The sequence below is a fragment of the Vaginella massiliensis genome (genome assembly GCF_900089075.1).
GTDB lineage: Bacteria > Bacteroidota > Bacteroidia > Flavobacteriales > Weeksellaceae > Weeksella > Weeksella massiliensis_A.
In genome coordinates this window covers 706,115-729,327 of record NZ_LT593746.1, presented here as the reverse complement: position 1 = coordinate 729,327, position 23,213 = coordinate 706,115, and the positions used below count along the sequence as shown (strand labels likewise).

Below are 23,213 nucleotides of genomic sequence, written 5' to 3'. Positions count from 1 at the left end.
ATTTTTGAGGGTGCAAAATGTACAGAAAGCAGAAGAAATAATATGTATTTTTATACATTAAAAATTAATTTATATACAGGCTTATTTTCTTCAAAATTCAAGTCGATAATTTAGCGTGCCAATCTTTACGATTTTAATAATTTTGAAAATTATTAATGTTTAAATCAAAATTTAAGAATCATAATTTTTTATATATTAATAATTTACACATCTTTTTATAATAAATCTAAATTATTAGAATATCATCAAAACTTATTCAATTATCGTAAATATTAGGTAGTAAAAACTTATTTTTGCGTTCCAAAATCAAAATACAATTTTTGCAATTCAAATCTTAATTTATACCGTTTTAGTGAATCTGAAAACTGAAAAAGAACGCAACGAAGAGAAATCAATAATACAGGTTATGAAAATAACCTACTAATATCAAAAAAACACATTAGTATGATGAGTCTTTATAAGGAATACCTTAATGAAATTGAAGAAAGAAAATCACAAGATTTACATCCGAAACCAATCGATAGTGCTGAATTGTTGAGCGAAATCATTGCGCAAATAAAGGATGCAAACAATGAAAACCGAAAATATTCGGTACAATTATTCATCTACAACACTTTGCCTGGCACCACTCCGGCTGCAGATGTAAAAGCTGAATTTCTGAAAGAAATCATTTTGGGAGAGGCTGTTGTCGAAGAAATCACTCCAGCTTTTGCCTTCGAATTATTATCGCATATGAAGGGTGGTCCATCGATCAAAGTATTGTTGGATCTGGCTTTGGGCAACAACGAAGACATCGCAAAACAAGCAGCAGAAGTATTGAAAACTCAAGTTTTCTTGTACGAAGCAGACACCAAAAGATTGGCCGACGCATACCATGCCGGAAATGCTGTGGCTAAAGATATTTTGGAGAGTTATGCAAAAGCAGAATTCTTCACCAAGCTGCCAGAAGTTCCAGAAGAAATCAAAGTGGTGACCTACATTGCTGCTGAAGGTGATATTTCGACCGATTTACTTTCTCCGGGTAATCAAGCGCACTCGCGATCTGACCGTGAATTGCATGGAAAATGCATGATCAACTCAGAAGCTCAGGCAGAAATCACCGCCATGAAGGCTCAGCATCCAGACGCCCAAGTAATGCTCATTGCAGAAAAAGGAACAATGGGTGTAGGATCTTCTCGAATGTCTGGAGTAAACAACGTGGCGTTGTGGACAGGAAAACAAGCTTCGCCTTACGTTCCGTTTGTAAATATCGCACCTATCGTAGCGGGAACGAACGGTATTTCGCCAATTTTCCTTACAACGGTTGATGTTACTGGCGGCATTGGAATTGACTTACAAAACTGGGTGAAAAAGGTAGACGAAAACGGAAACCTTGTTTTGAACGAAAACAACGAACCCGTTTTGGAACAAAAATATTCGGTAGAAACTGGAACTATTCTTACCATCAATACCAAAACTAAAAAACTGTACCACGGAGATCAAGAATTGATTGACATCTCGAAATCGTTGACGCCTCAAAAAATGGAATTCATCCGAGCAGGTGGTTCATACGCCATAGTATTTGGTAAAAAAATTCAAACCTTTGCTGCAGAAACCTTAGGAATTCAAGCTCCGACCGTCTTTGCACCAGCCAAAGAAGTTTCGATTGAAGGACAAGGCTTGACAGCAGTTGAAAAAATATTCAATAAAAACGCTTTAGGCGTAACACCAGGGAAAACCTTGCACGCAGGATCAGACGTACGTGTGAAAGTAAACATCGTGGGCTCACAAGATACAACTGGTTTGATGACCGCTCAAGAATTAGAAGCAATGGCGGCTACCGTAATTTCGCCTACGGTAGACGGAGCTTACCAATCCGGTTGCCACACTGCTTCGGTTTGGGATAAAAAAGCACAAGCCAACATTCCGAAATTGATGAAATTCATGAACGAATTTGGAGTAATCACAGCTCGTGATCCAAAAGGTGTATACCACTCGATGACCGACGTTATCCATAAAGTTTTGAATGATATTACGGTTGACGATTGGGCAATCATCATAGGAGGTGACTCGCATACCCGTATGTCGAAAGGAGTTGCATTTGGTGCCGACTCTGGAACGGTAGCTTTGGCTTTGGCAACTGGCGAAGCTTCTATGCCAATACCAGAATCGGTGAAAGTTACGTTCAAAGGTGAAATGAAACCACACATGGATTTCCGAGATGTGGTGCATGCTACACAGCAACAAATGTTGAAACAATTTGCCGGTGAAAACGTATTCCAAGGACGCATTATCGAAGTTCATATCGGAACATTGTTAGCAGATCAAGCCTTTACTTTTACCGATTGGACAGCAGAGATGAAGGCAAAAGCATCCATCTGTATTTCACAAAACGAAACCTTAATCCAATCATTAGAAATTGCCAAATCTCGCATCCAAATCATGATCGATAAAGGCATGGATAACACCAACCAAGTTTTGAAAGGATTGATTGAAAAAGCTGATAAACGTATAGCTGAAATTCGTTCGGGTGAAAAACCAGCATTGCAACCAGACGAAAATGCCAAATATTATGCAGAAGTAGTGGTTGACCTCAATATCATCGACGAACCTATGATTGCCGATCCAGATGTAAACAACGAAGACGTTTCGAAACGTTACACACACGATACCATTCGCGAATTGTCATTCTACAATGGAGACAAAAAAGTAGATTTAGGGTTCGTTGGTTCGTGTATGGTGCACAAAGACGATTTGAAAATTGTTTCTAAAATGTTGCGTAATCTTGAAGCCAAGAATGGTGAAGTGAAATTCAATGCGCCATTGGTAGTTGCTGCTCCAACTTATAATATCATTGATGAGTTGAAAGCAGAAGGCGATTGGGAAATGTTGCAAAAATATTCTGGATTCGAATTCAGTGATTTGCTACCAAAAACCACAGCACGTACAGAATACGAAAACATCATGTACCTCGAACGACCAGGATGTAACCTGTGTATGGGGAACCAAGAAAAAGCTGAAAAAGGAGATACGGTAATGTCGACCTCTACTCGTTTGTTCCAAGGTCGAGTTGTAGAAGACAGCGAAACCAAAAAAGGAGAGTCGCTTTTGGCATCTACCCCTGTAGTCGTGCTCTCTTCAATACTCGGTAGAATTCCGAATATTGAAGAATACAAGGCTGCGGTTGAAGGAATCGATTTAACCAAATTCAAACCGATTTCGATGAACTAATTATGAACTAATATTAACCATAACCACACATTCGAAGCTGCCAATTATAGGCAGCTTTTTTATACCATCACCTACATATAGGTTTAATAAAAATAGGCGAAGAAATCAGAATTCCTTCGCCCATTATTATAATAATTAAGATAAGAATTTACACCAATGGTCCTCCTGAAAGCAATTCGGCAGAAGCAAATTCCTCGAATTTCTTGAAGTTTTCTTTAAACTTATCTGCCAACACTTTCGCATTCTTTTCATAAGCCTCTTGCGAATCAAACGAGGTTGCCGGATCCAACTTTTCTACATCCACACCATCGATGGCAACCGGCACTTCGAAACCAAAGAAAGCATCTTTTCGGTAAGCGATATCGTTCAGTTTACCGTCTAACGCAGCATTGATCACAGCGCGCGTGTCTTTCAACGACATGCGTTGTTTTTTACCATTCCATCCGGTATTGATTAGCCAAACATTCACACCGCTCTCTGCTACTTTATCGCTCAACATTTCGGCATATTTGGTTGGGTGCAATGGCATAAAAGGCGCTCCAAAACAACTCGAAAATGTCGTTTGTGGCTCTGTAACACCTGCTTCTGTACCAGCAACTTTCGAAGTATAACCCGAGATAAACAAATAGGCTGCCTGGTCGGGATTTAATTTTGCGATTGGCGGAAAAACACCATAGGCATCAAACGATAAGAAAAATATATTTTTTGGATTCTTACCAATCGAAGGCACAGCGATATTATCTATATAATCGATCGGATAACTCACGCGTGTGTTTTCTGTAATAGAAGCATCGGCAAAATCGACTTCGTTTGTTCCTTCTTTCATGATTACGTTTTCTAATAACGCACCTTTTTTGATTGCTCCAAAGATTTCTGGTTCACCCTCTGCAGACAAGTTGATGACCTTTGCGTAGCAACCTCCTTCGAAATTGAAAACCGTGTTATCTGCCGTCCAGCCGTGTTCATCATCACCAATCAATCGGCGCGATTTGTCGGCAGACAAGGTTGTTTTTCCTGTACCAGACAAACCAAAAAACATCGCGGTATCACCGTTTTCGCCAGAGTTTGCAGAGCAGTGCATTGGCAATACATTACGATCGACAGGCAAGACAAAGTTAAGAGCAGAGAAAATTCCTTTTTTCATTTCTCCTGTATAACCTGTTCCTCCATTCAAAACGATTTTACGTTTAAAATTCAAAATCGAGAAATTATGCGCGCGAGTCCCGTCAACTTCCGGATTTGCCTTGAAAGATGGCGCGTTGATGATGGTCCACTCTGCGTCACCGAAGTTTTTCAACTCTTCTGCCGTAGGGGTAATGAACATGTTGTAAATAAACAAGTTTGCACCTGGCGTTTCGGTAATTGCTTTTATCTTGGTTTTGTAACGATCATCTGCACAAGCGTAAGCATCGCGCACATACAAAGTACGGTTGCTCAAATGTTCCATCACTTTATCGTACAGGGCATCAAATTTTTCTGCCTCGAACGGAATGTTGATTTTCCCGTCCCACCATACTGTATTTTCTGTGATTTCATCTTTTACGATAAAACGATCTTGAGGCGAACGACCGGTAAATTCACCCGTCAAAAAATTGACCGCTCCCGAAGAGGTCAGCTCTCCTTGATTGGTTTTCAACATTTCTTGTTCTAATTCATCTGCAGATAACTGATAGCGTACTGCGGCGTTTTTTATTCCATAAGAACTTAAATCTAAACTCATTATTTGTCGTTTTTATTTGAGGAATTCGTATTTAATTTTTATCTTTCAAAAATAAGAATAATTTCTAGATTAGAAATTTGACTTATATCACGTAAATATACGCTTAAAAATGCCTTTTTTAACGACTATTATGCTTGCATAGTAAAAATTAAGTTGGAAATTGCTAAAAGTTTATATTTTTGCAAAGAGTTTAAACAAATATAAAAAAAGTAATTATGTCTGACATTACATCAAGAGTAAAAGCTATCATCGTAGATAAGTTAGGAGTAGACGAAAGCGAAGTAACTTTGGAGTCTAGCTTTACAAACGACTTAGGAGCTGATTCTTTGGACACAGTTGAATTGATCATGGAATTCGAAAAAGAATTCGACATTCAAATTCCAGACGATCAAGCTGAGAAAATTTCTACAGTAGGTCAAGCGGTTAAATACATCGAAGACTTAAACAAGTAATTATTCCGTATGGAATTAAAAAGAGTAGTAGTAACAGGTATCGGTGCCCTTACACCAATTGGAAACACTTACCCAGAATTTTGGGAAGCTTTGACAAAAGGTGTGAGTGGCGCTGCGCCTATTACGCTTTTTGATGCATCCCTCTTTAAGACACAATTTGCTTGCGAGGTAAAAAACCTCAACATCGAAGATCATTTCGATCGAAAAGAAGCTCGCAAAGTAGATCGATGTGCACAACTAGGAATCATAGCGGCACGAGAAGCCATCAAACATAGTGGTATTCTAGAGAGCGAAACCACCAACAAAGAGCGTATAGGTGTTATTTGGGGTTCTGGAATTGGCGGAATCAAAACTTTCGAAGAAGAAGTGAGCTCGTATGCTACAGGCAACGGCACACCACGATTCAACCCTTTCTTCATCCCAAAAATGATTGCCGACATCACACCAGGACACATTTCCATGGAATTTGGATTCATGGGTCCAAACTACACCACCGTTTCGGCCTGTGCTTCGTCTACCAATGCAATTATCGACGCCCTCATGCTATTGCGTTTGGGTAAAGCCGATGCTATTGTTGTAGGAGGATCGGAAGCTGCCGTGACAGAATCTAGTATCGGCGGATTCAATTCTATGCATGCACTATCTACCCGCAACGATGATCCTAAGACAGCATCACGCCCTTTCGATAAAGACCGTGATGGATTTGTGATGGGTGAAGGCGGCGGAAGTATCATCTTAGAAGAATACGGACATGCTATAAAACGAGGTGCAACCATCTATGCCGAATTAGTAGGTGGAGGTTTATCAGCAGACGCTCATCATTTGACGGCGCCGCACCCAGAAGGTTTGGGAGCTTATAAGGTGATGAAAAACGCATTGGACGATGCCAATATTTCGGTAGAAGATATTGACCACATCAATATGCACGGAACTTCTACCCCATTGGGAGATGTAGCAGAACTTACAGCCGTAAGCAAACTGTTCGGTGAACACGTCTATGATATTCAAATCAATTCTACAAAATCCATGACAGGTCACTTGCTAGGTGCTGCAGGAATAATAGAAGCAATCTCGTGTATTGGTGCAATCAACAACAGCATAGTACCACCAACGATCAACCATTTTACAGATGACGAGAAAATCGATCCAAAAATCGATTTAACTTTCAATCAAGCAAAACATAGAGAAATCAATTGCGCATTGAGCAACACTTTCGGATTCGGAGGGCACAATGCATGTGTGATATTTAAGAAGTATAAGTAATGTTTTTTCTAAAAAAACTTTTAGCACTTTTTCCAAAAAAAAATGCTAAAAGTGAAAATCCAGAATTAACGAAGTTTGTTTCAGATCTTATCGGATGTCGCCCTCATGATATTCGAATTTTTGAAGAAGCCTTTACCCATCGCTCTGCACAACGCAAAGATGAAAAAGGAAATAGTATAAACTTTGAACGTTTGGAATTTTTAGGAGACGCATTACTTGGTGCTTCTGCAGCAGTAAGCCTTTTCCGTAACGCACCCGAGCAACAAGAAGGTTACCTCACCAAAATGCGCTCGAAAATCGTTTCGAGAAGACAGCTCAACGAAGTTTCTAGGAAATTGAACCTCATCCATTTTCTAATTCCAAAAAACAACCACGCGAATCTTGGCGAAGATGTGAACGGAGATCTTTTAGAAGCTTTTGTAGGAGCGGTTTTTGTAGATCAGGGCCACATCATCACCAACCGATTCATATCCAACTACATTATCAAACCTTATATTTCTGATTTAGAAAAGTTAGAACAACGAATCTCGAGCCATAAAAGTTTGATTCTGGAATGGAGCCAAAAATCGAAAAACAACATCAGGTTCAACACCTTCGAAGAACAAAACGCAGAAGACGTACAGGTTTTTGTATCCGTAATACGCCTCAACGAAAAAGTAATCGCAAAAGGAAGAGGAACATCGAAGAAAAAAGCAGAAGAAAACGCCGCCAAAAGAGCCTATTATTCGTTACAAAGACAGATAGAAAAGATAAATTAAAGACACAAAACATGGTTGATATTTTACTCGAAGAATTTATAGATTTTGAAATACTGGGTATCATATCAAATTTGAACAACACCTATCAATTTGTTTATCATCTCAATACCACATACGGCACCAACTTTGCGAGAGACAACGATTTAGACATCATCATCCAAGAAGAAATCGTCTATTATCCCAACTTTTGTTGGGAAGATATCGACAATCAGGTCGAATACAACCTCATCAAAAACATGCCCTTTCAGAGTCTGAAAACCCAAAAACTTTCGATGTACGAAATGTTTGATGTTTCGCCTTTATTAATACCCCAGTACAAAAATTATAATTTTATCTTAAAGATAAGCGGATGGGAATTCGGAATAGAACATCTAAATTTGCCTTTTGGCTTGGATGCCGTAATCCAGTCGATCACGCCTTTTAATGTAGAACAAATAAAAACGGTTGAACGTTTAATATTTTAGAAAAAGAACAAAATGAATACAAATAAATTCTTGAAAAAAACCAAGATCGTAGCAACACTTGGTCCTGCTACCGATAGCAAAGAAATCTTATTGGAAATGATGAAAAAAGGAGTCGATGTATTTCGAATCAATTTTTCGCATGCCGATTATAATGAAGTGAAAAATAAAATCAAAACTATACACGAAATCAACGACGAATACGGCTTCAACACGGCTATTTTAGCCGATTTGCAAGGTCCTAAATTGCGCATCGGAAAAATGCAACACGAAGACTTTGTACTCAACGAAGGCGACATCCTTACCTTTACCAACGAAAACATCGAAGGCACCAACGAAAAGGTTTTCATGACCTACAAGCGATTTGCACAAGATGTAAAAGTTGGCGAAAATATTCTGATTGATGACGGAAAATTGATTCTAGAAGTGATCGAAACCAACGGAGTTGACACGGTAAAAGCAAAAACAGTACAAGGTGGTCCTCTACGTTCCAAAAAAGGCGTGAATCTACCCAATACCAAAATTTCGCTGCCAGCACTCACCAAAAAAGACAAAGAAGATGCGAAGTTTGCGATAAAAAATCGGGTAGATTGGTTTGCACTTTCGTTTGTAAGAACCGCACAAGATGTAGAAGATTTGAAAGAATTCGTTAAAGAAAATGCCAATTTCAAAATTCCGATCATCAGTAAAATAGAAAAACCAGAAGCATTAGAAAACATCGACGAAATCCTTACTGCTTCGGATGGTTTGATGGTCGCAAGAGGTGATTTGGGTGTAGAAGTACCTTTCGAAAAAGTGCCAATCGAACAGCAAAAATTAATCGACAAATCGAAATTGGCACGTAAACCCGTTATTGTAGCAACCCAAATGATGGAGTCGATGATCAACAGCCTTACGCCTACACGTGCAGAAGTAAGCGACGTAGCCAATGCTGTTTTCGACGGTGCAGATGCCGTGATGTTGTCTGGAGAAACCTCTGTAGGACGATACCCAGTACAAGTAATCGAAAAAATGACCAAAATTTTGCAAACAGTAGAAGACGACGATCACATCAAAATTCCTGAACACAAACCGGCTGTAAAAAACGAACGCTTTGTTACCAATATCATCTGTTACAATGCTGCAAAAATGGTAGACCAAACAGGAGCAAAAGCCATTGCAACCCTCACTTATTCTGGGTATACCGCTTTCCAAATTTCTTCGCATCGTCCATTGGCGTATATTCTTGTATTCAACCCAAGTAAGCGCATCAATCGTATGTTGAACCTACTTTGGGGAGTGAAAGCAATCAATTACGACCCGAGAGATACAAGTACGGACCAAACGGTAATCGAGGTCAACACCATTGCCCTAGAAAGAGGTTATGTAACCTACGGCGATTATATCATCAACCTGAATGCGATGCCAGCCTTTGAAAAAGGGATGACGAATACGGTGAGATTAACAACGGTTTAATAAAAATTAAAAAACATAACTTTTTCAAAATCCTTCTCATTCTAGAATCGGGAAGGATTTTTTCAGGGCGTAAAAATTTGAATAAAGCCATGAATCAATTAAATTTGTGCGACTAATTTTATCAGCATGATTGAGCAAATCAAAAATCATATTCAAGACGTAAAACAATTCCAATCGACCAATTTGAACCAAATCGAAGAGTTTAGAATAAAATACCTTGGCAAAAAAGGAATTCTGAATGATTTGTTTGCTCAATTCAAAGCCGTACCGAACGAACAAAAAAAAGAATTCGGTCAAGTGGTGAACGAACTGAAAAATGTTGCAACAGAAAAAGTAAACGAACTGAAAAATGCATTGGCAAGTACCACTTCTAACAATTCAGCTCTCGATCTTACGCGCCCTGGCGAACCGCATGCATTAGGATCACGTCATCCGATCAATATTGTAAAAAACAGAATTGTCGAAATCTTTAGCCGTATAGGCTTTACCATATCCGAAGGACCAGAAATCGAGGACGATTGGCACAATTTTACCGCGCTCAATCTTCCACCTTATCACCCTGCTCGTGATATGCAAGACACCTTTTTTATCGAACAAAACCCAGACATCGTGTTGCGTACTCATACCTCGTCGGTACAGATTCGCTATATGGAGACGCATCAACCTCCAATTCGTACGCTGTCGCCTGGGCGAGTTTACCGAAACGAAGCAATTTCTTCTCGATCGCACATGATGTTTCATCAGATCGAAGGTTTATACATCGATGAGAATGTCTCTTTTGCAGACCTGAAACAGACTTTGAGCTATTTCACCAACGAATTGTTCGGCAAATCAGAAATTCGATTACGCCCTTCTTATTTCCCGTTTACAGAGCCTTCGGCTGAAGTTGATGTGTATTGGGGATTGGAAACCGAAACCGACTATCGAATGACCAAAGGTACGGGCTGGTTAGAAATCATGGGTTGCGGAATGGTCGATCCTAATGTATTGAAAAATGTAAACATAGACCCAGAGCAATATTCTGGTTATGCTTTTGGAATGGGAATCGAACGCATCGCCTTGTTGTTGTATCAGATAGGTGATATCCGTTTGTACACTGAAAACGATGTGCGATTCTTAGAGCAATTCAAAGCCGAGTTATTTTAATAAATCTATTTCATTAAACACAGTTGAATGCTCCTTGATGGAGCGTTTTTTTTATGGTTTTGGTTTAAGTTTTTAAAAAACCTTCTACTTCAATTTTTGATAAAACACAAATTCGTGATCGGCAAAGGCTACCGGATAAAAGATTTTACCCAAATCTTTCAGAATTAAATCGGGTCGTACAACGCCTTTTTCGAAATAATCATTCCCACCGAACTGATTCGTCCTCAAAGCGAAATTGTAAACGTTTTGATGTCGAAAAGCCTCGAACCATGCATACTGCGAGCGAGAAGCTTTCATTTGCTCCAAACTCTTGAAATCGCCTGCATTTATCCAATGCGTTGCGCGTTGTGCTTTGGCATAAACCTCTTCAAAACTCAAATTCAACTGCAAATCAGAAGGCGCATCAGCCCAAAGGTAATTGGCTTTTGCATCCTTCAAAAATTGTGCTTGCAAACTATTTTTTGCTGGCAAATACCAAACATCACCGTAAATGGTGTTGACCAAGGTCGAATGCTCGGTAGAGGAGAGTTGCGCTATTTTGGATTTCGTTTCGAGGTATTGTTTTTTGATTTCATCAAAACGCTCATTTGCCAAATCATCTCGGCCGACCAAATTCCCCAAAACTTTGATGTATTCTGCTCTCCCCAGCGGTGTATATTCTTTATAATCGTCCAATATCAAAACCTTTACACCATTATCGATCAACATTTCTATAGCTTTGGTGTACGTTGGATTGGAAGATGCAATCAACAAATCGGGCTGAAGCGTGAGGATTGTTTCGACAAACAATTCGCTTTCGTTCCCAATTTCCTGAATTTGATTTTGTTTGATTTTTTCTTGAATTTCGTGGTTATAAATAAACCTCGCACTGGTCACGCCGATCAGATGATCCAAAGCATTCAATTCGTCTAAATAGCCTATAATCGCCGTTTGTGTAATGGCAATTCGCTCGAACGGAAGATCTTTTTGATGATAATGAAAGGGTATATTTTCGTAACGAATCGTAAAACTCGAATCGATTTGTTGCAATTGAAGCTTTTCTGCCTCAACCAATAAATTTGCGGTAGAATTTTCTGTGGCTCGATGCTTACAAGAGCTTAAAAACAGTAAAGAAAAGCAAAGAATTATCGTTCTGAACATGAAAAAAATAATATTTAACTTTTTGGCTTACAAAGGTTAAACATTTTAATTGAATTTTTTAGTCAAAAAATTTTTTTTCTAATGAAAAAACACGCTATATTTGCAGTCCAAAAAGTAATCAAAATGGCCTCGTAGCATAACTGAATAGTGCACTTGATTACGGCTCAAGAGGTTGCAGGTTTGAATCCTGCCGAGGTCACTAAATCCTAATCTAATTAGGATTTTTTTTTGCAATCTAGTTTCGTCTTATTTGCAAATATTTTTTATTAACTTCTATGTCGTTTGTACAAAAAAATTTTAAATGACATAAAAAAACCACTTCTTCTGAAGTGGTTTTTTTGATGTATGACGATTAAGGAATTTTTACACCAGGATAATCGTTTGGATTTACCTTACGCAAGGTCGAACGATATTTTTTGTTGATCGCATCGACAAACATGTTGGCAACAATTGCGTAGCCAATTCCGGTAGGATGTACGCCGTCTAATGAGAACGCTCCACCTTGTATAAAAGAAGTGGTAAAAGTCGTGCCGTAGAAGGTGAGTCCTACATTTGATATTTTACGCATTTCTGTGTTGGCATCTACCAAAGCCAGATTGTATTTGGTTGCAATAGCAGAAATTTTGGCATTGTAAGCTCCAGTAGCCGTTTCGACCTCTGCCAATTCAGCTTCAGATAAAACGTCGCCATCTGCAAGCGGAACTTGCGAACCTCCACCGGTTTGTATTTTACCTAAGGTGGTGAGCAAGATTAAATCTTTAGATGTGGTTTGTCTGTAACTTGGTAATCCTAGTGCAGCCAAATCGGTGAGATGATCATCTACGAAGACTACACCATTTGCTGCCCCGGCTGTAAATTTTATTAGGCGTGCTTGGTATTCTGCATCGGTGATAAGTCCGGCAGCTTTTGCTTGCGCCAATCCACCGTTGTAAGCTGCATATCCGGCAGTCAATGCTGTTATTTGAGCATCAGACAAATTAGCCAAAGGTTTCGATGGTACTGTCGTGAAGAACGGCACCGATGTCACACTTGGGATGTTGGCAATTACACCTTTTGCGCCATTAGCGGTCAAAGCTTTTACGTATCCATCAATTACACTTCCGAGTACATTTGGGTCGGTGATGTCATTTGGACCGTAAGTTGTTGGGTTAACGTTACCTGTTTGATTTACTCCTGTTCCACCACTGGTTGCATAAGAGAGTACGTCATTATTTCCTATCCACAATGAGAAGAACGTTGGTTGTTGTGCTACTGCATCGCCAATTACTGTTGATGTTGCCGAAGAAGCAAAACGAGCATAATACGGGTTAGCCATTCCTGTTGCAATACCTGCTGGATTTCCGTATCCTGCAGCTGCCAAATGGAAAGATTTTGCTCCAGGCACTCCGAAGTTGTTTATTGCTCCTGTATAAGGGGTAAACGGTGATTGCGCTGGAGTTTCGACTGGTGACAACGAACCATTGACTACTTGTAGCTGTAGTTTACCTGCAACTCCAAAATTAGAAAATCCTCCAATATCGTCTGGCATCAATGGCTGTGCAAATGTACCACCACCCGCGGCTGACATCAATTGGGCTAAAATGTTTGGATACGAATTTTCTTGACCCGTAACATACAATGCATTGTCCATATAACCAGAAGTCAACGAGTTACCCAATGCAACGTATTTGGTAAAATTCGCCTCTCCAGAAGTTACTTGAAATTCTTCTACTGGATTTTCGAACTCATTATCACAACTGAAGAAAGTGAGTGCTAAAGCTGCGATTAATATTTTATTGATATTTTTCATTTCAAAAATTATTTAAGGTTATACGTTAATCCAACACCAAAGTTGATGGCTTTGAATTTGAAATCTCCTTGGAAATTGGATTCGATATTATGAACATATCGTTCTTCACTTCTGACATATTGCCCTAATAAATCTAAGTAGAATCCGCTACCGAATTTAAATCCTACCCCGGCAGAGAATGCATGTTGATTTGCACTTGGAGTTTCGGATGACCAATATTCACTTGTCACAGGCGAAGGATCGTAAGAATATCCTAGACGTCCAAAAATCATATCGGTGAAAGCGTACTCAGCTCCTACGCGGTAAATCACAGTATCCTTGAAGCGTTTTTGGGCAACGCTATTGGTAGAATAACCCGTTTGGTCGTTGTACAACTCAATGTCCAACTCTTTGTATCGACTCCAACCATTTACCACCACATCTGCGCCTAACAATAATTTCTCGATCGGACGATATGCTAAACCAAACGTAAACTCAGACACTCCTGGCAACGAAGCGTTGAAATGGTTTGTGTTGAAGTTTGGATTGGTCGCTAACGCAGAAGGAACATTAGACCAGGTTACATCTCCTCCATCTACCTCAATATCTACTTTTGATTTATAAGCTATGCTTACAGAAACTTTGTCAGATGGCTTGAAATATGCACCAAGGTTAAAACCTGTACCCGAAGCCTCTTTAGAGTCGATTTCCAATCCAATTTCATTTCCCGCAAGGTTCATTGCGCGTTGTAAATTTACAGAACCTCTAGAGTAAATGAATCCGAAACCAACGCTGAACCATTCGTTGAATCTATAGGCTACGGTCGGCTGGAAATAAAAAGACTTCAATTCGATTTCAGTAACGTTTGCACGATTTTCCCAGTCTTTTGGCCAGGTCAACGAGCTACCATATGGTGTGGTAATACTTACTCCAACCGCCAAATCGTCGATTGGCTTATAACTTACTGCCGCATAAACTGGAGTCGACATTTTGTTGTCGGTAACCGAACTGTGCAAGGTTACTGGGTCTTGCCATTTTGCTTCAGAGTTCACTCCAAACCCTCCAATCGCTATACTCAATTTACTGTCTACAAATGCCAATCCAGCTGGATTATAGAATGCTACACTTGCATCGCGCACGTCTGCACTTACACCTCCCATAGCCGCTTGTCTTACACCTTGCAAAGCTACACGGTAGCCTCCAGCAAACGCCGAAGAAGACAAACCTAGAAGGGCTAATGATATGAATAGTTTCCTCATTTTTTTGTTAATTTTAAAATTATCTTAACACAAATATAATTTTTTTTATGAATAATGTTTTATTTACAAAAGATTTTTTTACAACTAATTGATTTTCAATTCCATTAAAAATCAAATTTTCGGTGTAAAATTACACTTGATGCAGTTGTTGAGCGATGATATAAGCCTCGGACCAACACGCCTGAAAGTTGAAGCCACCCGTAATGGCATCGATATTCAACACTTCGCCAGCAAAATAAAGATTGGGAATTTTCTTGCTCTCCATTGTTTTGAAATTGATTTCCTTCAAATCTACTCCACCAGCGGTAACAAATTCGTCTTTGAAGGGGCTTTTACCTTTTATTTCGTATTCGGCCGCCGTGAGTTCTTTGGCTATCTGCGCTAAGTCTCCTTTGTTCAAATCTGCAAAATTTTTCTGTTCGTTGACGCCAATATAGTGTAAAATCGACTGCCAAAAACGCTTTGGAAACGAAAACGGATTGTTGGCATAGCAATTTTTTTTCGGCTGATTTTGTTTCAATTGATTTAGAAAATCCAAAACCTCTTCGAAATCTTGTTGTACAAAATTGACCTTCATTACAAATTGATATCCTAAGTGATGCAAATCGATGGCACCCCAAGCCGAAAGTTTCAGCACAGCTGGTCCACTGAAACCCCAATGCGTGATGAGCAAGGGTCCTTCTGATTGTAAGTTGCTATCCTGAATTTCTATCGACACCAAATCGAAGGCAACTCCCATCAGGTTTTGGATTCTAAGATCCTTGCAATTGAAGGTAAAAAGTGACGGTACTGGCTCGATTATTTGCAGGTCTAAACGCTTCATTATTTTCCAGAACTTCGGCGACGAACCAGAAGTGACCACCAATTTATGAAATTCGTATTCCCCTTTGGATGTGCTGATTTTGAAAACATCCTCATTTTTTTCAATATTCAAAACGCCTTCGTTCAACTTTACCTCAACTTTCGATTTCTCGGTTTCTTTGAGCAAACAATCGATGATCGAAAGCGAAGAATTCGACTGCGGAAAAATTCGATTATCCTCTTCTATTTTCAAAGGAACATTCCGCGACTCGAACCATTCCATCGTATCGCCGGGCTGAAATTGATGAAACACACTCAGTAACTCCTTTTTTCCACGCGGATAATACTCAACCAACTCACGAGGATCGAAACAAGCATGTGTTACATTGCATCGCCCACCACCCGAAATTCTCACCTTGCTCAAAGGCGTACTCGATTGTTCGAATAGGGTTGTAAGCTCGCCAATTTTGGGATGCAGATTAGACGCCAAAAAATATCCAGCCGCGCCTCCGCCAACGATCGCAATTTTTTCCATGTGGTAAAAGTACAATGCAATTTCTGAGGTACAAAAAAAAGAAGAATTCTTCTAAAAAAGTTTTTGCAAGAAGTTCAACTTTCCATTTTAGATTATTTATTTCTAGGAGTTAAAATAGTACCTTTGCGCAAACAAACACAGCAATGCAATTTTTAGACGGATTAAAATTATCAAAAGAAATCAAAGAGGAAATCAAACAAGAGGTTGATTTGCTCATCGAGCAAGGAAAAAAAACGCCCCATTTGGCAGCTATTTTAGTAGGACAAAACGGCGCTTCGCAGACCTATGTAAGCAGTAAAATAAAAGATTGTGAGCAAGTTGGTTTTCAATCTACTTTGGTAGAACTAGACGAGACTATTTCGCAAAAAGAACTCATCGCCGAAATTCAGAAGTTAAATGAGAATGATGAGATCGACGGCTTCATTGTGCAATTGCCACTGCCAAAGCATATCGACCAAGAAGAGGTAATCAATGCCATCGACCCAAAAAAAGATGTAGACGGATTTCATCCTGCAAACTTCGGTAAAATGGCATTGGATATGGAAGCTTTCATACCAGCTACGCCATTTGGTATCTTACAATTGTTGTCGCGTTATCAAATTCCGACCAAAGGAAAACACGTAGTCGTTATCGGTCGATCTCGCATCGTAGGCAAACCGATGAGCATTTTGATGGGGAGAAAAGACTATCCGGGCGACTGTACGGTAACCTTGGTACATTCGAGTTCAGAAAACATAGAGAATTTCACCAAACAAGCCGACATTGTCATTACAGCTTTGGGGGTTCCTAACTTTTTGAAAGGCGAAATGATTAAAGATGACGTAGTCATTGTTGATGTGGGTATTACTCGAGTAGAAGATGCAACCGCAACAAAAGGCTATCGTATCGCAGGTGATGTTGATTTTGATTCGGTTCGAGACAAGGCTTCTTGGATCACACCTGTGCCTGGCGGTGTTGGCCCTATGACAAGAGCAATGTTGTTGCAAAACACCCTTTTAGCATACAAAAGAAATTCTTAATCTATGATACCGATTGCATCTGTTACAACCCAACAAAAAGCACTGATCGAAGCAGGAAAACTACTCCCTGTGATGGAACATTTCTATACATTGCAAGGTGAAGGAGCATATGCCGGAGTCGCTTCTTATTTCATTCGATTGGGAGGTTGCGATGTTGGATGTCACTGGTGCGATGTAAAAGATAGTTGGGATGCCGAAACGCATCCGCTCACCGATATAGCATCACTTGCCAAAGAAGCTGCCGAGACCTGTAAAACCATTATCATTACGGGTGGTGAACCTCTGATGTGGAATTTAGATTTTCTCACAGCAGAATTGCATCGCCACGGTGCAAGAGTGCATATCGAAACTTCGGGTGCGTATCCATTGAGCGGAGATTTGGATTGGATTACACTTTCGCCAAAGAAAACCAAACTGCCTGTAGACGAAATCTACGCAAAGGCTTCTGAATTGAAAATGATCATCTACAATCAGCATGATTTCAGATTTGCTCAAGAACAAGCCGAAAAAGTTTCGGATGAATGTTTATTGTATTTACAAGTAGAATGGAGTAAACGAGACCAACTTTCTGAACAGATTGTAGCCTTTGTAAAGCAAAATCCGAAATGGCGAATATCTGTCCAAACTCATAAATATTTAGACATCCCATAACGTAATAATTCTGTAACTTTAAAGAAAAAATAACAATTATGAAAAAATTTGCTGCAATTCTAGCCTTGGCATTTATGGTAGGTGCCTGCTCAGAAAAAAAAGAAACGACCACCTTATCGTCACAAGAAACGAGTGCTACTCGTGAAGCCGACACAAGCATCCCAGTGACAGCTGTGGTAATCACAGGTAACGATAACATGAAATTCGACAAAACCGAGTTTACGGTGAAAGTAAACCAAGAAGTGTCGATCGAACTGAAAAATGTTGGTGTGATGGAAAAAGAAGTAATGGGGCATAATTTGGTAATCCTTAACCAAGGAGTAGATGTAGAAGCCTTTGCCAAAGCTGCAGAAGCAGAAGTGGCAACAGAATACATCCCGGCATCTTTGGCAGACAACATTTTTGCACACACCAAACTTTTGGGACCAGGTGAAAGCGAAACTATCAAGGTAACATTTACCGAAAGTGGAGATTATACGTATCTGTGTACTTTCCCAAATCACCATTTATACATGAAAGGAATCATACATGTTGTAGAATAAACTTAATGAAATTAACTTTGGCACAAGATTTGCCCTTAGTAAGTCGAATAAGATTTAGTAGAGTAAATTTTGTCCTCATGTGTTAATTTTGAAGCCTCGATTCCTCGAGGCTTTTTTTATTATCGAAACAATACGGCAACAAAAAACCCTCAACATTGTCGAGGGTTTTGTATTATAATTCGATTTTGAAATCGGTGAGTTCTTTGAACTGTTTCAGACGTTCTGATAAACGCTCGCGGCTGAGCTCTGCCAAAGATTCTGTACCAAATTTTTCGACCGTTACCGAAGCTAAAGCCGATCCATAAATGATGGCCCGTTTCATATTCTCGAAAGAGAAATCCTTGGTTTTGGCTAAATATCCAGAAAAACCACCCGCAAATGTATCGCCTGCGCCCGTAGGATCGAAAACGTCTTCTAATGGCAATGCCGGAGCAAAAAATCTACGCTCTCCTTGGAATAATAATGCGCCATGTTCTCCTTTTTTGATGATCACCGTGCTAGGTCCCATCTCAGAAATTTTATGGGCTGCTTTCACCAAACTGTATTCACCAGACATTTGACGAGCTTCTTCATCGTTGATCGAAATAACATCAATGTTTTTCATAACGCTCATCAAATCGTCCCAAGCACAATCCATCCAAAAATTCATGGTGTCTAATACCACTAATCCCGGACGCTTTTGCATTTGATCCAAAACAGATTGTTGTACCAATGGATGAAGATTTCCCAACATCAGCACATCTACCGTTTTCCACGCTTCGGGCACTTTCGGTTCGAAGGTTTCCAGTACATTGAGCTCGGTTGTCAAAGTATCTCGCGAATTCAAATCGTTGTGGTATTTTCCTTCCCAAAAAAAGGTTTTTCCGCCTTTTACGATCTCCAATCCGCTGAGGTCTATATTTTTTGACTTCAAAAGATCGATGTATTCCTGCGGAAAGTCGTCTCCTACAACCGAAACGATTCCTGTTTTTACACCCAACAAAGAAGAAGCCATCCCAATAAAGGTTGCTGCTCCGCCCAAAATTCTATCTGTTTTACCAAATGGTGATTCCAATTTATCGAAGGCTACTGTGCCCACTGTTAATAAACTCATTGATGATTATTTTTTTTGCAAATATACTTTTGTAATCGATGTTTGTGGTATGATGCTTACCGTTTTATAAGATAAATCAACTGAAAAATGAGATCAAATCCTGAAACGAGACTTCGTTTTGTTGTCCCGATTTCATGTTCTTTATGGTCGCTTTTTTGTTTTTTAGCTCTTCCTCTCCTACCATTACAACAAATTCAACCGCTTTTTTATCGGCATATTGCATTTGTTTTTTCATTTTAGCCGCCTCTGGGTAAAGTTCGCTATTCACACCGCAACGTCGTAAATCTCTTACCAATTGCGAAACTGTGGGCGCCTCTGCGTCTCCAAAATTCACAAACAAGACCTTCACGTTGTTTTGTGCAATCGACGGAAAAAGATTCTGCTCTTCCATCACCAAATAGATGCGATCCAACCCAAACGAAATACCCACTCCCGAAATATTTTTCAACCCGAAAATTCCCGTAAGATCGTCGTATCGGCCTCCTCCACCAATCGAAGATTTGAATTCGCCAGCGACCGATTTCACCTCGAAAATTGCGCCAGTATAATAATCCAAACCTCTCGCCAAGGTCAGATTGAGCACCAATTCTGACTTTTGTAAACCGAGTTTTTCTACCTGCTCGAAGACAAATTCTAATTCTTCTATCCCTTTCAACCCTATGCTTGAGGTCTGCAAAATACCGCTGAGTTGGTCTAATTGCGAACGGAAATTTCCGCTCATGCCAAACAAAGGTGAGAGTTTCTCGATTGCCTCTTCTGCTATTCCTTTGTTGCGCATTTCTTCTTTTACAGCCTCCTCACCTATTTTATCTAACTTGTCTAATGCCACGGTAAAATCGATCAATTGATCCGAAATATTCGCCACTTCGGCAAGACCAGATAAAATTTTTCGGTTGTTGATGTGAATCTCAACGGCTAAACCCAGTTGATTGAAAACGGCATCGTACAAACAAACAAAATCAACTTCTTGCCAAAGCGAATCGGACCCAACCACATCGGCATCGCATTGGTAAAATTCTCTAAATCTTCCTTTTTGAGGACGATCGGCACGCCAAACAGGCTGAATCTGATAGCGTTTGAATGGAAAGGTAATATCGTTTTGATGTTGCACCACATAGCGGGCAAAAGGCACCGTGAGATCGTAACGCAAAGCTTTTTCGGAGATTTGCGAGATTACTTTTTGGCTATTCTTTTGTTCCAACAAATCCGCATCAACTTTTGCAAGATAGTCTCCAGAGTTTAATATTTTGAAAATCAACCGGTCACCTTCTTCCCCATATTTTCCCGTGAGCGTCGAAAGATTTTCGAAAGATGGAGTCTCGATAGGTGAAAAACCAAACAAGCGAAACTGCTGTTTGATGGTTTCGATGAGGTATTGTCTTCGGTCTACTTCTACAGGAGAGAAATCGCGCGTTCCTTTTGGGATCGATGGTTTTTGAATTGCCATTGTTGTTTATTCTATTAAAAAGGCAAATTTAACGCATTTAGCACTTAGATAAAAGTAAAATTATTTCCGACCAAAAATTCGGAAGCCATTTTAGTATCAGCCGAATAAATCATACCTTTGCCCTATGCATCTAAAGTCGCTCAAAGCTCGTCAATTCAAGAATTTCTCTGAGAAAGATTTTGATTTTTCTTCTAAAATCAATGCAATTGTTGGGCAAAATGGTAAAGGCAAAACCAATATCCTCGATGCGGTGCATTATTTAGCGTTGAGCAAATCGTATCTCAATCATTCCGATGCGATGAATATCCAATTCGACCACGATTTTTTTGTGTTGGACGGATTGTTTGAGAATGAAAACGGAGAAGATCAGGTTTTTTGTTTGGTGAGAAAAGGCCAGGCAAAACAACTGAAAAAAAACGGCAAACCATACGATCGCTTAGCCGACCATATTGGGCAATTTCCAGTGGTGATGATTTCGCCGTACGACAACGACCTCATCAACGAAGGCAGCGAGGTGAGAAGAAAATTCTTAGACAACATCATTTCGCAAGCAAACAAATCGTATTTGCAAAACCTTATCAGATATAACAAGGTGCTTGCACAGCGCAACGCATTATTGAAGTATTTTGCAGCAAACCAGACATTCGACTCGAGTTCTCTGGAGATTTACGACCTAGAATTGGTGCAATTGGGCAATGCAATTCACAACGAACGGAAAGCGTTTATCCAAAACTTTTCAGAGGCTTTTCTTACCTACTATGCTGCCATCTCAGAAGAAAAAGAACAAGTGAACATTCGCTACGTTTCGCAATTGAACGATCGTCCGTTCGAGTTGCTTTTGCAAGAGCATTTGCACAAAGATCGACAGGCACAGCACACGACTGTAGGGATTCACAAAGACGATTTAGATTTTCAGATTTTCTATCATCCAGTGAAAAAATTTGGGTCGCAAGGTCAACAAAAATCCTATCTCATCGCCCTGAAATTGGCACAACTCGAGGTGATAAAAAATGCCCTGAATACGACGCCTATTTTGTTGTTAGATGATATTTTCGACAAGTTGGATGAGCATCGCGTAACGCAATTGATTCGGTTGGTGAACGAAGATCGTTTTGGTCAGATTTTCATTACCGATACCCATCCAGAGCGCACAGAATCTATTGTGAAGAGAATCAATGCAGAAAGCAAAATTTTTAGATTATGAAAAAGTTTGACAAAAGATCCAACGAACAAACCTTCAGTCAGGCTTTGGAGCATTATATTCATCAAATAGGCAAGCAAGATTTGTTGCTCGAGGTAAAAGCAGAAATGGCTTGGAAGAAATTGATGGGTAGTTTTTTTGACCGTTTTACCGAAAAAATTGAGGTGAGAAAAGGCGTTTTGTACATCAAAATGAATTCTCCCGCAATGCGCAACGAATTGATGTATGGAAAAGCCAAAATATTAGAAAACATAAACGAAGAACTAAACCAAGAATACCTAACCGATGTAAAAATTTATTGATTATGCCTTTGATTAACCGATCTACCTACCGACCCCAAAGTATATTATTCGAAAACGCACATTATTCAACCATTTATCCAGCACGCATCAGAAAATATCCTGCTCCAGACTATGAGCGAGAAAAATTGGAGTTGGAAGATGGTGACTTTTTGAATTTGGATTGGAGAAAAAAATCGCATCAAGATCGATTACTCATTCTTTGTCATGGATTAGAGGGCGACTCCAAACGTCCTTATATGAACAGCTGTTCCGATTATTTTTTCGATCGAGATTTTAACGTTCTCGCATGGAATTACCGAAGTTGTGGGGGCGTGATGAATCGCCTAGCAAGACTGTACCATCATGGTGCGTATGATGATTTGGACACCGTTGTAAAGCATGCCGTGGCCCTGGGTTATCGCGCTATCTACTTGGTTGGTTTTTCTATGGGTGGCGCGTTGGTGATGAATTATTTGGGCAATCTAAGCATCCCTAAAGAAGTAAAAGCTGCCGTTGCCATATCTACTCCTATTTCGCTAAAATCATCTGCAGACACGCTGAAAAGATTTCCGAATGTGGTGTATTTTCAAAATTTTAAAAGAACCCTTGTTCCGAAACTACAAGAAAAAGCAGCACAATTCCCAGGAAAACTCAACGAAGAGATGCTGAACAAAATCAGATCGTTCGACGAGATCGACGATTATTTTACCGCTCCCCTGCATCATTACGCCAACAAAGAAGATTATTACGAAAGAGCCTCACCCAAATCTAGCCTGAAAAACATTCGCATCCCATGCTTGGTTGTGAATGCTAAAAACGATCCTTTTTTGGGCAAAGAATGTTACGATATTTCACTGTTCGAGCATCATCCGTTTGTCTATTTCGAACAGCCACAATTTGGCGGACATTGCGGATTTACCTTGCGTGGCAAAAAACATTCTTGGGCAGACAAACGAGCCTATAATTTTATCATGAAATATGAAAACTAAGCAGAATGGTTGTACCTTAGTA

At 39.7% G+C, this 23,213-nt stretch carries 20 protein-coding genes and 1 tRNA gene; 14 read left to right on the top strand and 7 right to left on the bottom strand.

What is annotated here, in order from left to right:
* The first annotated feature begins 447 nt into the window (after positions 1–447).
* The gene (locus BN8061_RS04685; protein WP_068596926.1) at positions 448–3,210 is read left to right on the top strand and encodes a bifunctional aconitate hydratase 2/2-methylisocitrate dehydratase; all 2,763 of its coding nucleotides are present in this window, start codon (positions 448–450) and stop codon (positions 3,208–3,210) included.
* Between the two features lie 148 nt (positions 3,211–3,358).
* On the opposite strand, the gene pckA is transcribed toward BN8061_RS04685, so the two are convergent.
* On the bottom strand, positions 3,359–4,930 hold the full coding sequence (gene pckA, locus BN8061_RS04680; protein WP_068596923.1) for a phosphoenolpyruvate carboxykinase (ATP): 1,572 nt from the start codon (positions 4,928–4,930) through the stop codon (positions 3,359–3,361).
* A 215-nt stretch (positions 4,931–5,145) separates the two neighbouring features.
* Between pckA and BN8061_RS04675 the strand changes: the two genes are divergently transcribed.
* From BN8061_RS04675 to pheS, 6 genes are all read left to right on the top strand, one after another.
* On the top strand, positions 5,146–5,382 hold the full coding sequence (locus BN8061_RS04675) for an acyl carrier protein (RefSeq protein ID WP_013598171.1): 237 nt from the start codon (positions 5,146–5,148) through the stop codon (positions 5,380–5,382).
* A 9-nt stretch (positions 5,383–5,391) separates the two neighbouring features.
* Positions 5,392–6,645, top strand: coding sequence for a beta-ketoacyl-ACP synthase II (gene fabF, locus BN8061_RS04670; protein WP_068596921.1), 1,254 nt, complete (start codon positions 5,392–5,394; stop codon positions 6,643–6,645).
* Complete coding sequence (gene rnc, locus BN8061_RS04665; RefSeq protein WP_068596919.1) at positions 6,645–7,403, top strand: ribonuclease III; 759 nt, start codon at positions 6,645–6,647, stop codon at positions 7,401–7,403. Before fabF ends, rnc begins: the two co-directional genes overlap by 1 nt.
* An 11-nt stretch (positions 7,404–7,414) precedes the next feature.
* Positions 7,415–7,867, top strand: a complete 453-nt coding sequence (locus tag BN8061_RS04660; protein ID WP_068596917.1) for an IPExxxVDY family protein — start codon at positions 7,415–7,417, stop codon at positions 7,865–7,867.
* Positions 7,868–7,879: 12 nt separating this feature from the next.
* Positions 7,880–9,319 carry a pyruvate kinase gene (pyk, locus tag BN8061_RS04655; protein WP_068596915.1) on the top strand — a complete coding sequence of 480 codons (1,440 nt, stop codon included), beginning with the start codon at positions 7,880–7,882 and terminating at the stop codon, positions 9,317–9,319.
* A gap of 126 nt (positions 9,320–9,445) precedes the next feature.
* Complete coding sequence (gene pheS / locus BN8061_RS04650) at positions 9,446–10,465, top strand: phenylalanine--tRNA ligase subunit alpha (RefSeq protein ID WP_068596913.1); 1,020 nt, start codon at positions 9,446–9,448, stop codon at positions 10,463–10,465.
* Between the two features lie 84 nt (positions 10,466–10,549).
* Here the strand turns inward: pheS and BN8061_RS04645 are convergent, their stop codons facing one another.
* Complete coding sequence (locus BN8061_RS04645; protein ID WP_068596911.1) at positions 10,550–11,605, bottom strand: ABC transporter substrate-binding protein; 1,056 nt, start codon at positions 11,603–11,605, stop codon at positions 10,550–10,552.
* 125 nt (positions 11,606–11,730) lie between these two features.
* Between BN8061_RS04645 and BN8061_RS04640 the strand changes: the two genes are divergently transcribed.
* Positions 11,731–11,804 (top strand) — tRNA-Arg (locus BN8061_RS04640).
* Positions 11,805–11,957: 153 nt separating this feature from the next.
* Here BN8061_RS04640 and BN8061_RS04635 read toward each other — a convergent pair.
* From BN8061_RS04635 to BN8061_RS04625, 3 genes are all read right to left on the bottom strand, one after another.
* Complete coding sequence (locus BN8061_RS04635; RefSeq protein WP_204207191.1) at positions 11,958–13,394, bottom strand: SGNH/GDSL hydrolase family protein; 1,437 nt, start codon at positions 13,392–13,394, stop codon at positions 11,958–11,960.
* 8 nt (positions 13,395–13,402) lie between these two features.
* Positions 13,403–14,632: an OmpP1/FadL family transporter gene (locus BN8061_RS04630; protein WP_068596909.1), complete on the bottom strand. Its 1,230-nt coding sequence runs from the start codon at positions 14,630–14,632 to the stop codon at positions 13,403–13,405.
* A gap of 130 nt (positions 14,633–14,762) precedes the next feature.
* On the bottom strand, positions 14,763–15,968 hold the full coding sequence (locus BN8061_RS04625) for a BaiN/RdsA family NAD(P)/FAD-dependent oxidoreductase (RefSeq protein WP_068596907.1): 1,206 nt from the start codon (positions 15,966–15,968) through the stop codon (positions 14,763–14,765).
* A gap of 143 nt (positions 15,969–16,111) precedes the next feature.
* On the opposite strand from BN8061_RS04625, the gene BN8061_RS04620 reads away from it, so the two are divergent.
* The 3 genes from BN8061_RS04620 to BN8061_RS04610 are packed head-to-tail and all read left to right on the top strand — an operon-like array spanning position 16,112 to position 18,180.
* Entirely contained in the window at positions 16,112–16,987 is an 876-nt protein-coding gene (locus BN8061_RS04620) for a bifunctional 5,10-methylenetetrahydrofolate dehydrogenase/5,10-methenyltetrahydrofolate cyclohydrolase (RefSeq protein ID WP_068596905.1), read from the top strand.
* Positions 16,988–16,990: 3 nt separating this feature from the next.
* Positions 16,991–17,638 carry a 7-carboxy-7-deazaguanine synthase QueE gene (locus BN8061_RS04615; RefSeq protein WP_068596904.1) on the top strand — a complete coding sequence of 216 codons (648 nt, stop codon included), beginning with the start codon at positions 16,991–16,993 and terminating at the stop codon, positions 17,636–17,638.
* 38 nt (positions 17,639–17,676) lie between these two features.
* Positions 17,677–18,180, top strand: a complete 504-nt coding sequence (locus BN8061_RS04610; RefSeq protein WP_068596902.1) for a plastocyanin/azurin family copper-binding protein — start codon at positions 17,677–17,679, stop codon at positions 18,178–18,180.
* Positions 18,181–18,352: 172 nt separating this feature from the next.
* On the opposite strand, the gene BN8061_RS04605 is transcribed toward BN8061_RS04610, so the two are convergent.
* Together BN8061_RS04605 and hisS are read right to left on the bottom strand one after the other, a co-directional pair.
* Positions 18,353–19,273, bottom strand: coding sequence for a PfkB family carbohydrate kinase (locus BN8061_RS04605; protein WP_068596900.1), 921 nt, complete (start codon positions 19,271–19,273; stop codon positions 18,353–18,355).
* 76 nt (positions 19,274–19,349) lie between these two features.
* Complete coding sequence (gene hisS, locus BN8061_RS04600; RefSeq protein WP_068596898.1) at positions 19,350–20,720, bottom strand: histidine--tRNA ligase; 1,371 nt, start codon at positions 20,718–20,720, stop codon at positions 19,350–19,352.
* 124 nt (positions 20,721–20,844) lie between these two features.
* On the opposite strand from hisS, the gene recF reads away from it, so the two are divergent.
* Genes recF through BN8061_RS04585 form a run of 3 tightly spaced genes read left to right on the top strand, consistent with a single transcriptional unit; the run spans position 20,845 to position 23,191 of the window.
* A complete protein-coding gene (recF, locus tag BN8061_RS04595) occupies positions 20,845–21,924 on the top strand; it encodes a DNA replication/repair protein RecF (RefSeq protein ID WP_068596897.1) in 1,080 nt (359 codons plus the stop codon).
* Positions 21,921–22,223, top strand: coding sequence for a DciA family protein (locus BN8061_RS04590; protein WP_068596895.1), 303 nt, complete (start codon positions 21,921–21,923; stop codon positions 22,221–22,223). The genes recF and BN8061_RS04590 overlap by 4 nt, the downstream gene beginning before the upstream one ends.
* Before the next feature lie 2 nt (positions 22,224–22,225).
* Positions 22,226–23,191 (top strand): YheT family hydrolase, encoded by a 966-nt coding sequence (locus BN8061_RS04585; RefSeq protein WP_068596893.1) that lies wholly within the window; start codon positions 22,226–22,228, stop codon positions 23,189–23,191.
* Positions 23,192–23,213: the final 22 nt, after the last annotated feature.

Coding starts and splice junctions, on each gene's coding strand:
- BN8061_RS04635 (WP_204207191.1), bottom strand. CDS start 13,394: ATGAAAAATATCAATAAAATATTAATCGCAGCTTTAGCACTCACTTTC.
- recF (WP_068596897.1), top strand. CDS start 20,845: ATGCATCTAAAGTCGCTCAAAGCTCGTCAATTCAAGAATTTCTCTGAG.
- BN8061_RS04605 (WP_068596900.1), bottom strand. CDS start 19,273: ATGAGTTTATTAACAGTGGGCACAGTAGCCTTCGATAAATTGGAATCA.
- BN8061_RS04630 (WP_068596909.1), bottom strand. CDS start 14,632: ATGAGGAAACTATTCATATCATTAGCCCTTCTAGGTTTGTCTTCTTCG.
- pyk (WP_068596915.1), top strand. CDS start 7,880: ATGAATACAAATAAATTCTTGAAAAAAACCAAGATCGTAGCAACACTT.
- pckA (WP_068596923.1), bottom strand. CDS start 4,930: ATGAGTTTAGATTTAAGTTCTTATGGAATAAAAAACGCCGCAGTACGC.
- hisS (WP_068596898.1), bottom strand. CDS start 20,720: ATGGCAATTCAAAAACCATCGATCCCAAAAGGAACGCGCGATTTCTCT.
- BN8061_RS04590 (WP_068596895.1), top strand. CDS start 21,921: ATGAAAAAGTTTGACAAAAGATCCAACGAACAAACCTTCAGTCAGGCT.
- BN8061_RS04685 (WP_068596926.1), top strand. CDS start 448: ATGAGTCTTTATAAGGAATACCTTAATGAAATTGAAGAAAGAAAATCA.
- BN8061_RS04660 (WP_068596917.1), top strand. CDS start 7,415: ATGGTTGATATTTTACTCGAAGAATTTATAGATTTTGAAATACTGGGT.
- fabF (WP_068596921.1), top strand. CDS start 5,392: ATGGAATTAAAAAGAGTAGTAGTAACAGGTATCGGTGCCCTTACACCA.
- rnc (WP_068596919.1), top strand. CDS start 6,645: ATGTTTTTTCTAAAAAAACTTTTAGCACTTTTTCCAAAAAAAAATGCT.
- BN8061_RS04585 (WP_068596893.1), top strand. CDS start 22,226: ATGCCTTTGATTAACCGATCTACCTACCGACCCCAAAGTATATTATTC.
- BN8061_RS04615 (WP_068596904.1), top strand. CDS start 16,991: ATGATACCGATTGCATCTGTTACAACCCAACAAAAAGCACTGATCGAA.
- BN8061_RS04620 (WP_068596905.1), top strand. CDS start 16,112: ATGCAATTTTTAGACGGATTAAAATTATCAAAAGAAATCAAAGAGGAA.
- BN8061_RS04675 (WP_013598171.1), top strand. CDS start 5,146: ATGTCTGACATTACATCAAGAGTAAAAGCTATCATCGTAGATAAGTTA.
- BN8061_RS04625 (WP_068596907.1), bottom strand. CDS start 15,968: ATGGAAAAAATTGCGATCGTTGGCGGAGGCGCGGCTGGATATTTTTTG.
- pheS (WP_068596913.1), top strand. CDS start 9,446: ATGATTGAGCAAATCAAAAATCATATTCAAGACGTAAAACAATTCCAA.
- BN8061_RS04610 (WP_068596902.1), top strand. CDS start 17,677: ATGAAAAAATTTGCTGCAATTCTAGCCTTGGCATTTATGGTAGGTGCC.
- BN8061_RS04645 (WP_068596911.1), bottom strand. CDS start 11,605: ATGTTCAGAACGATAATTCTTTGCTTTTCTTTACTGTTTTTAAGCTCT.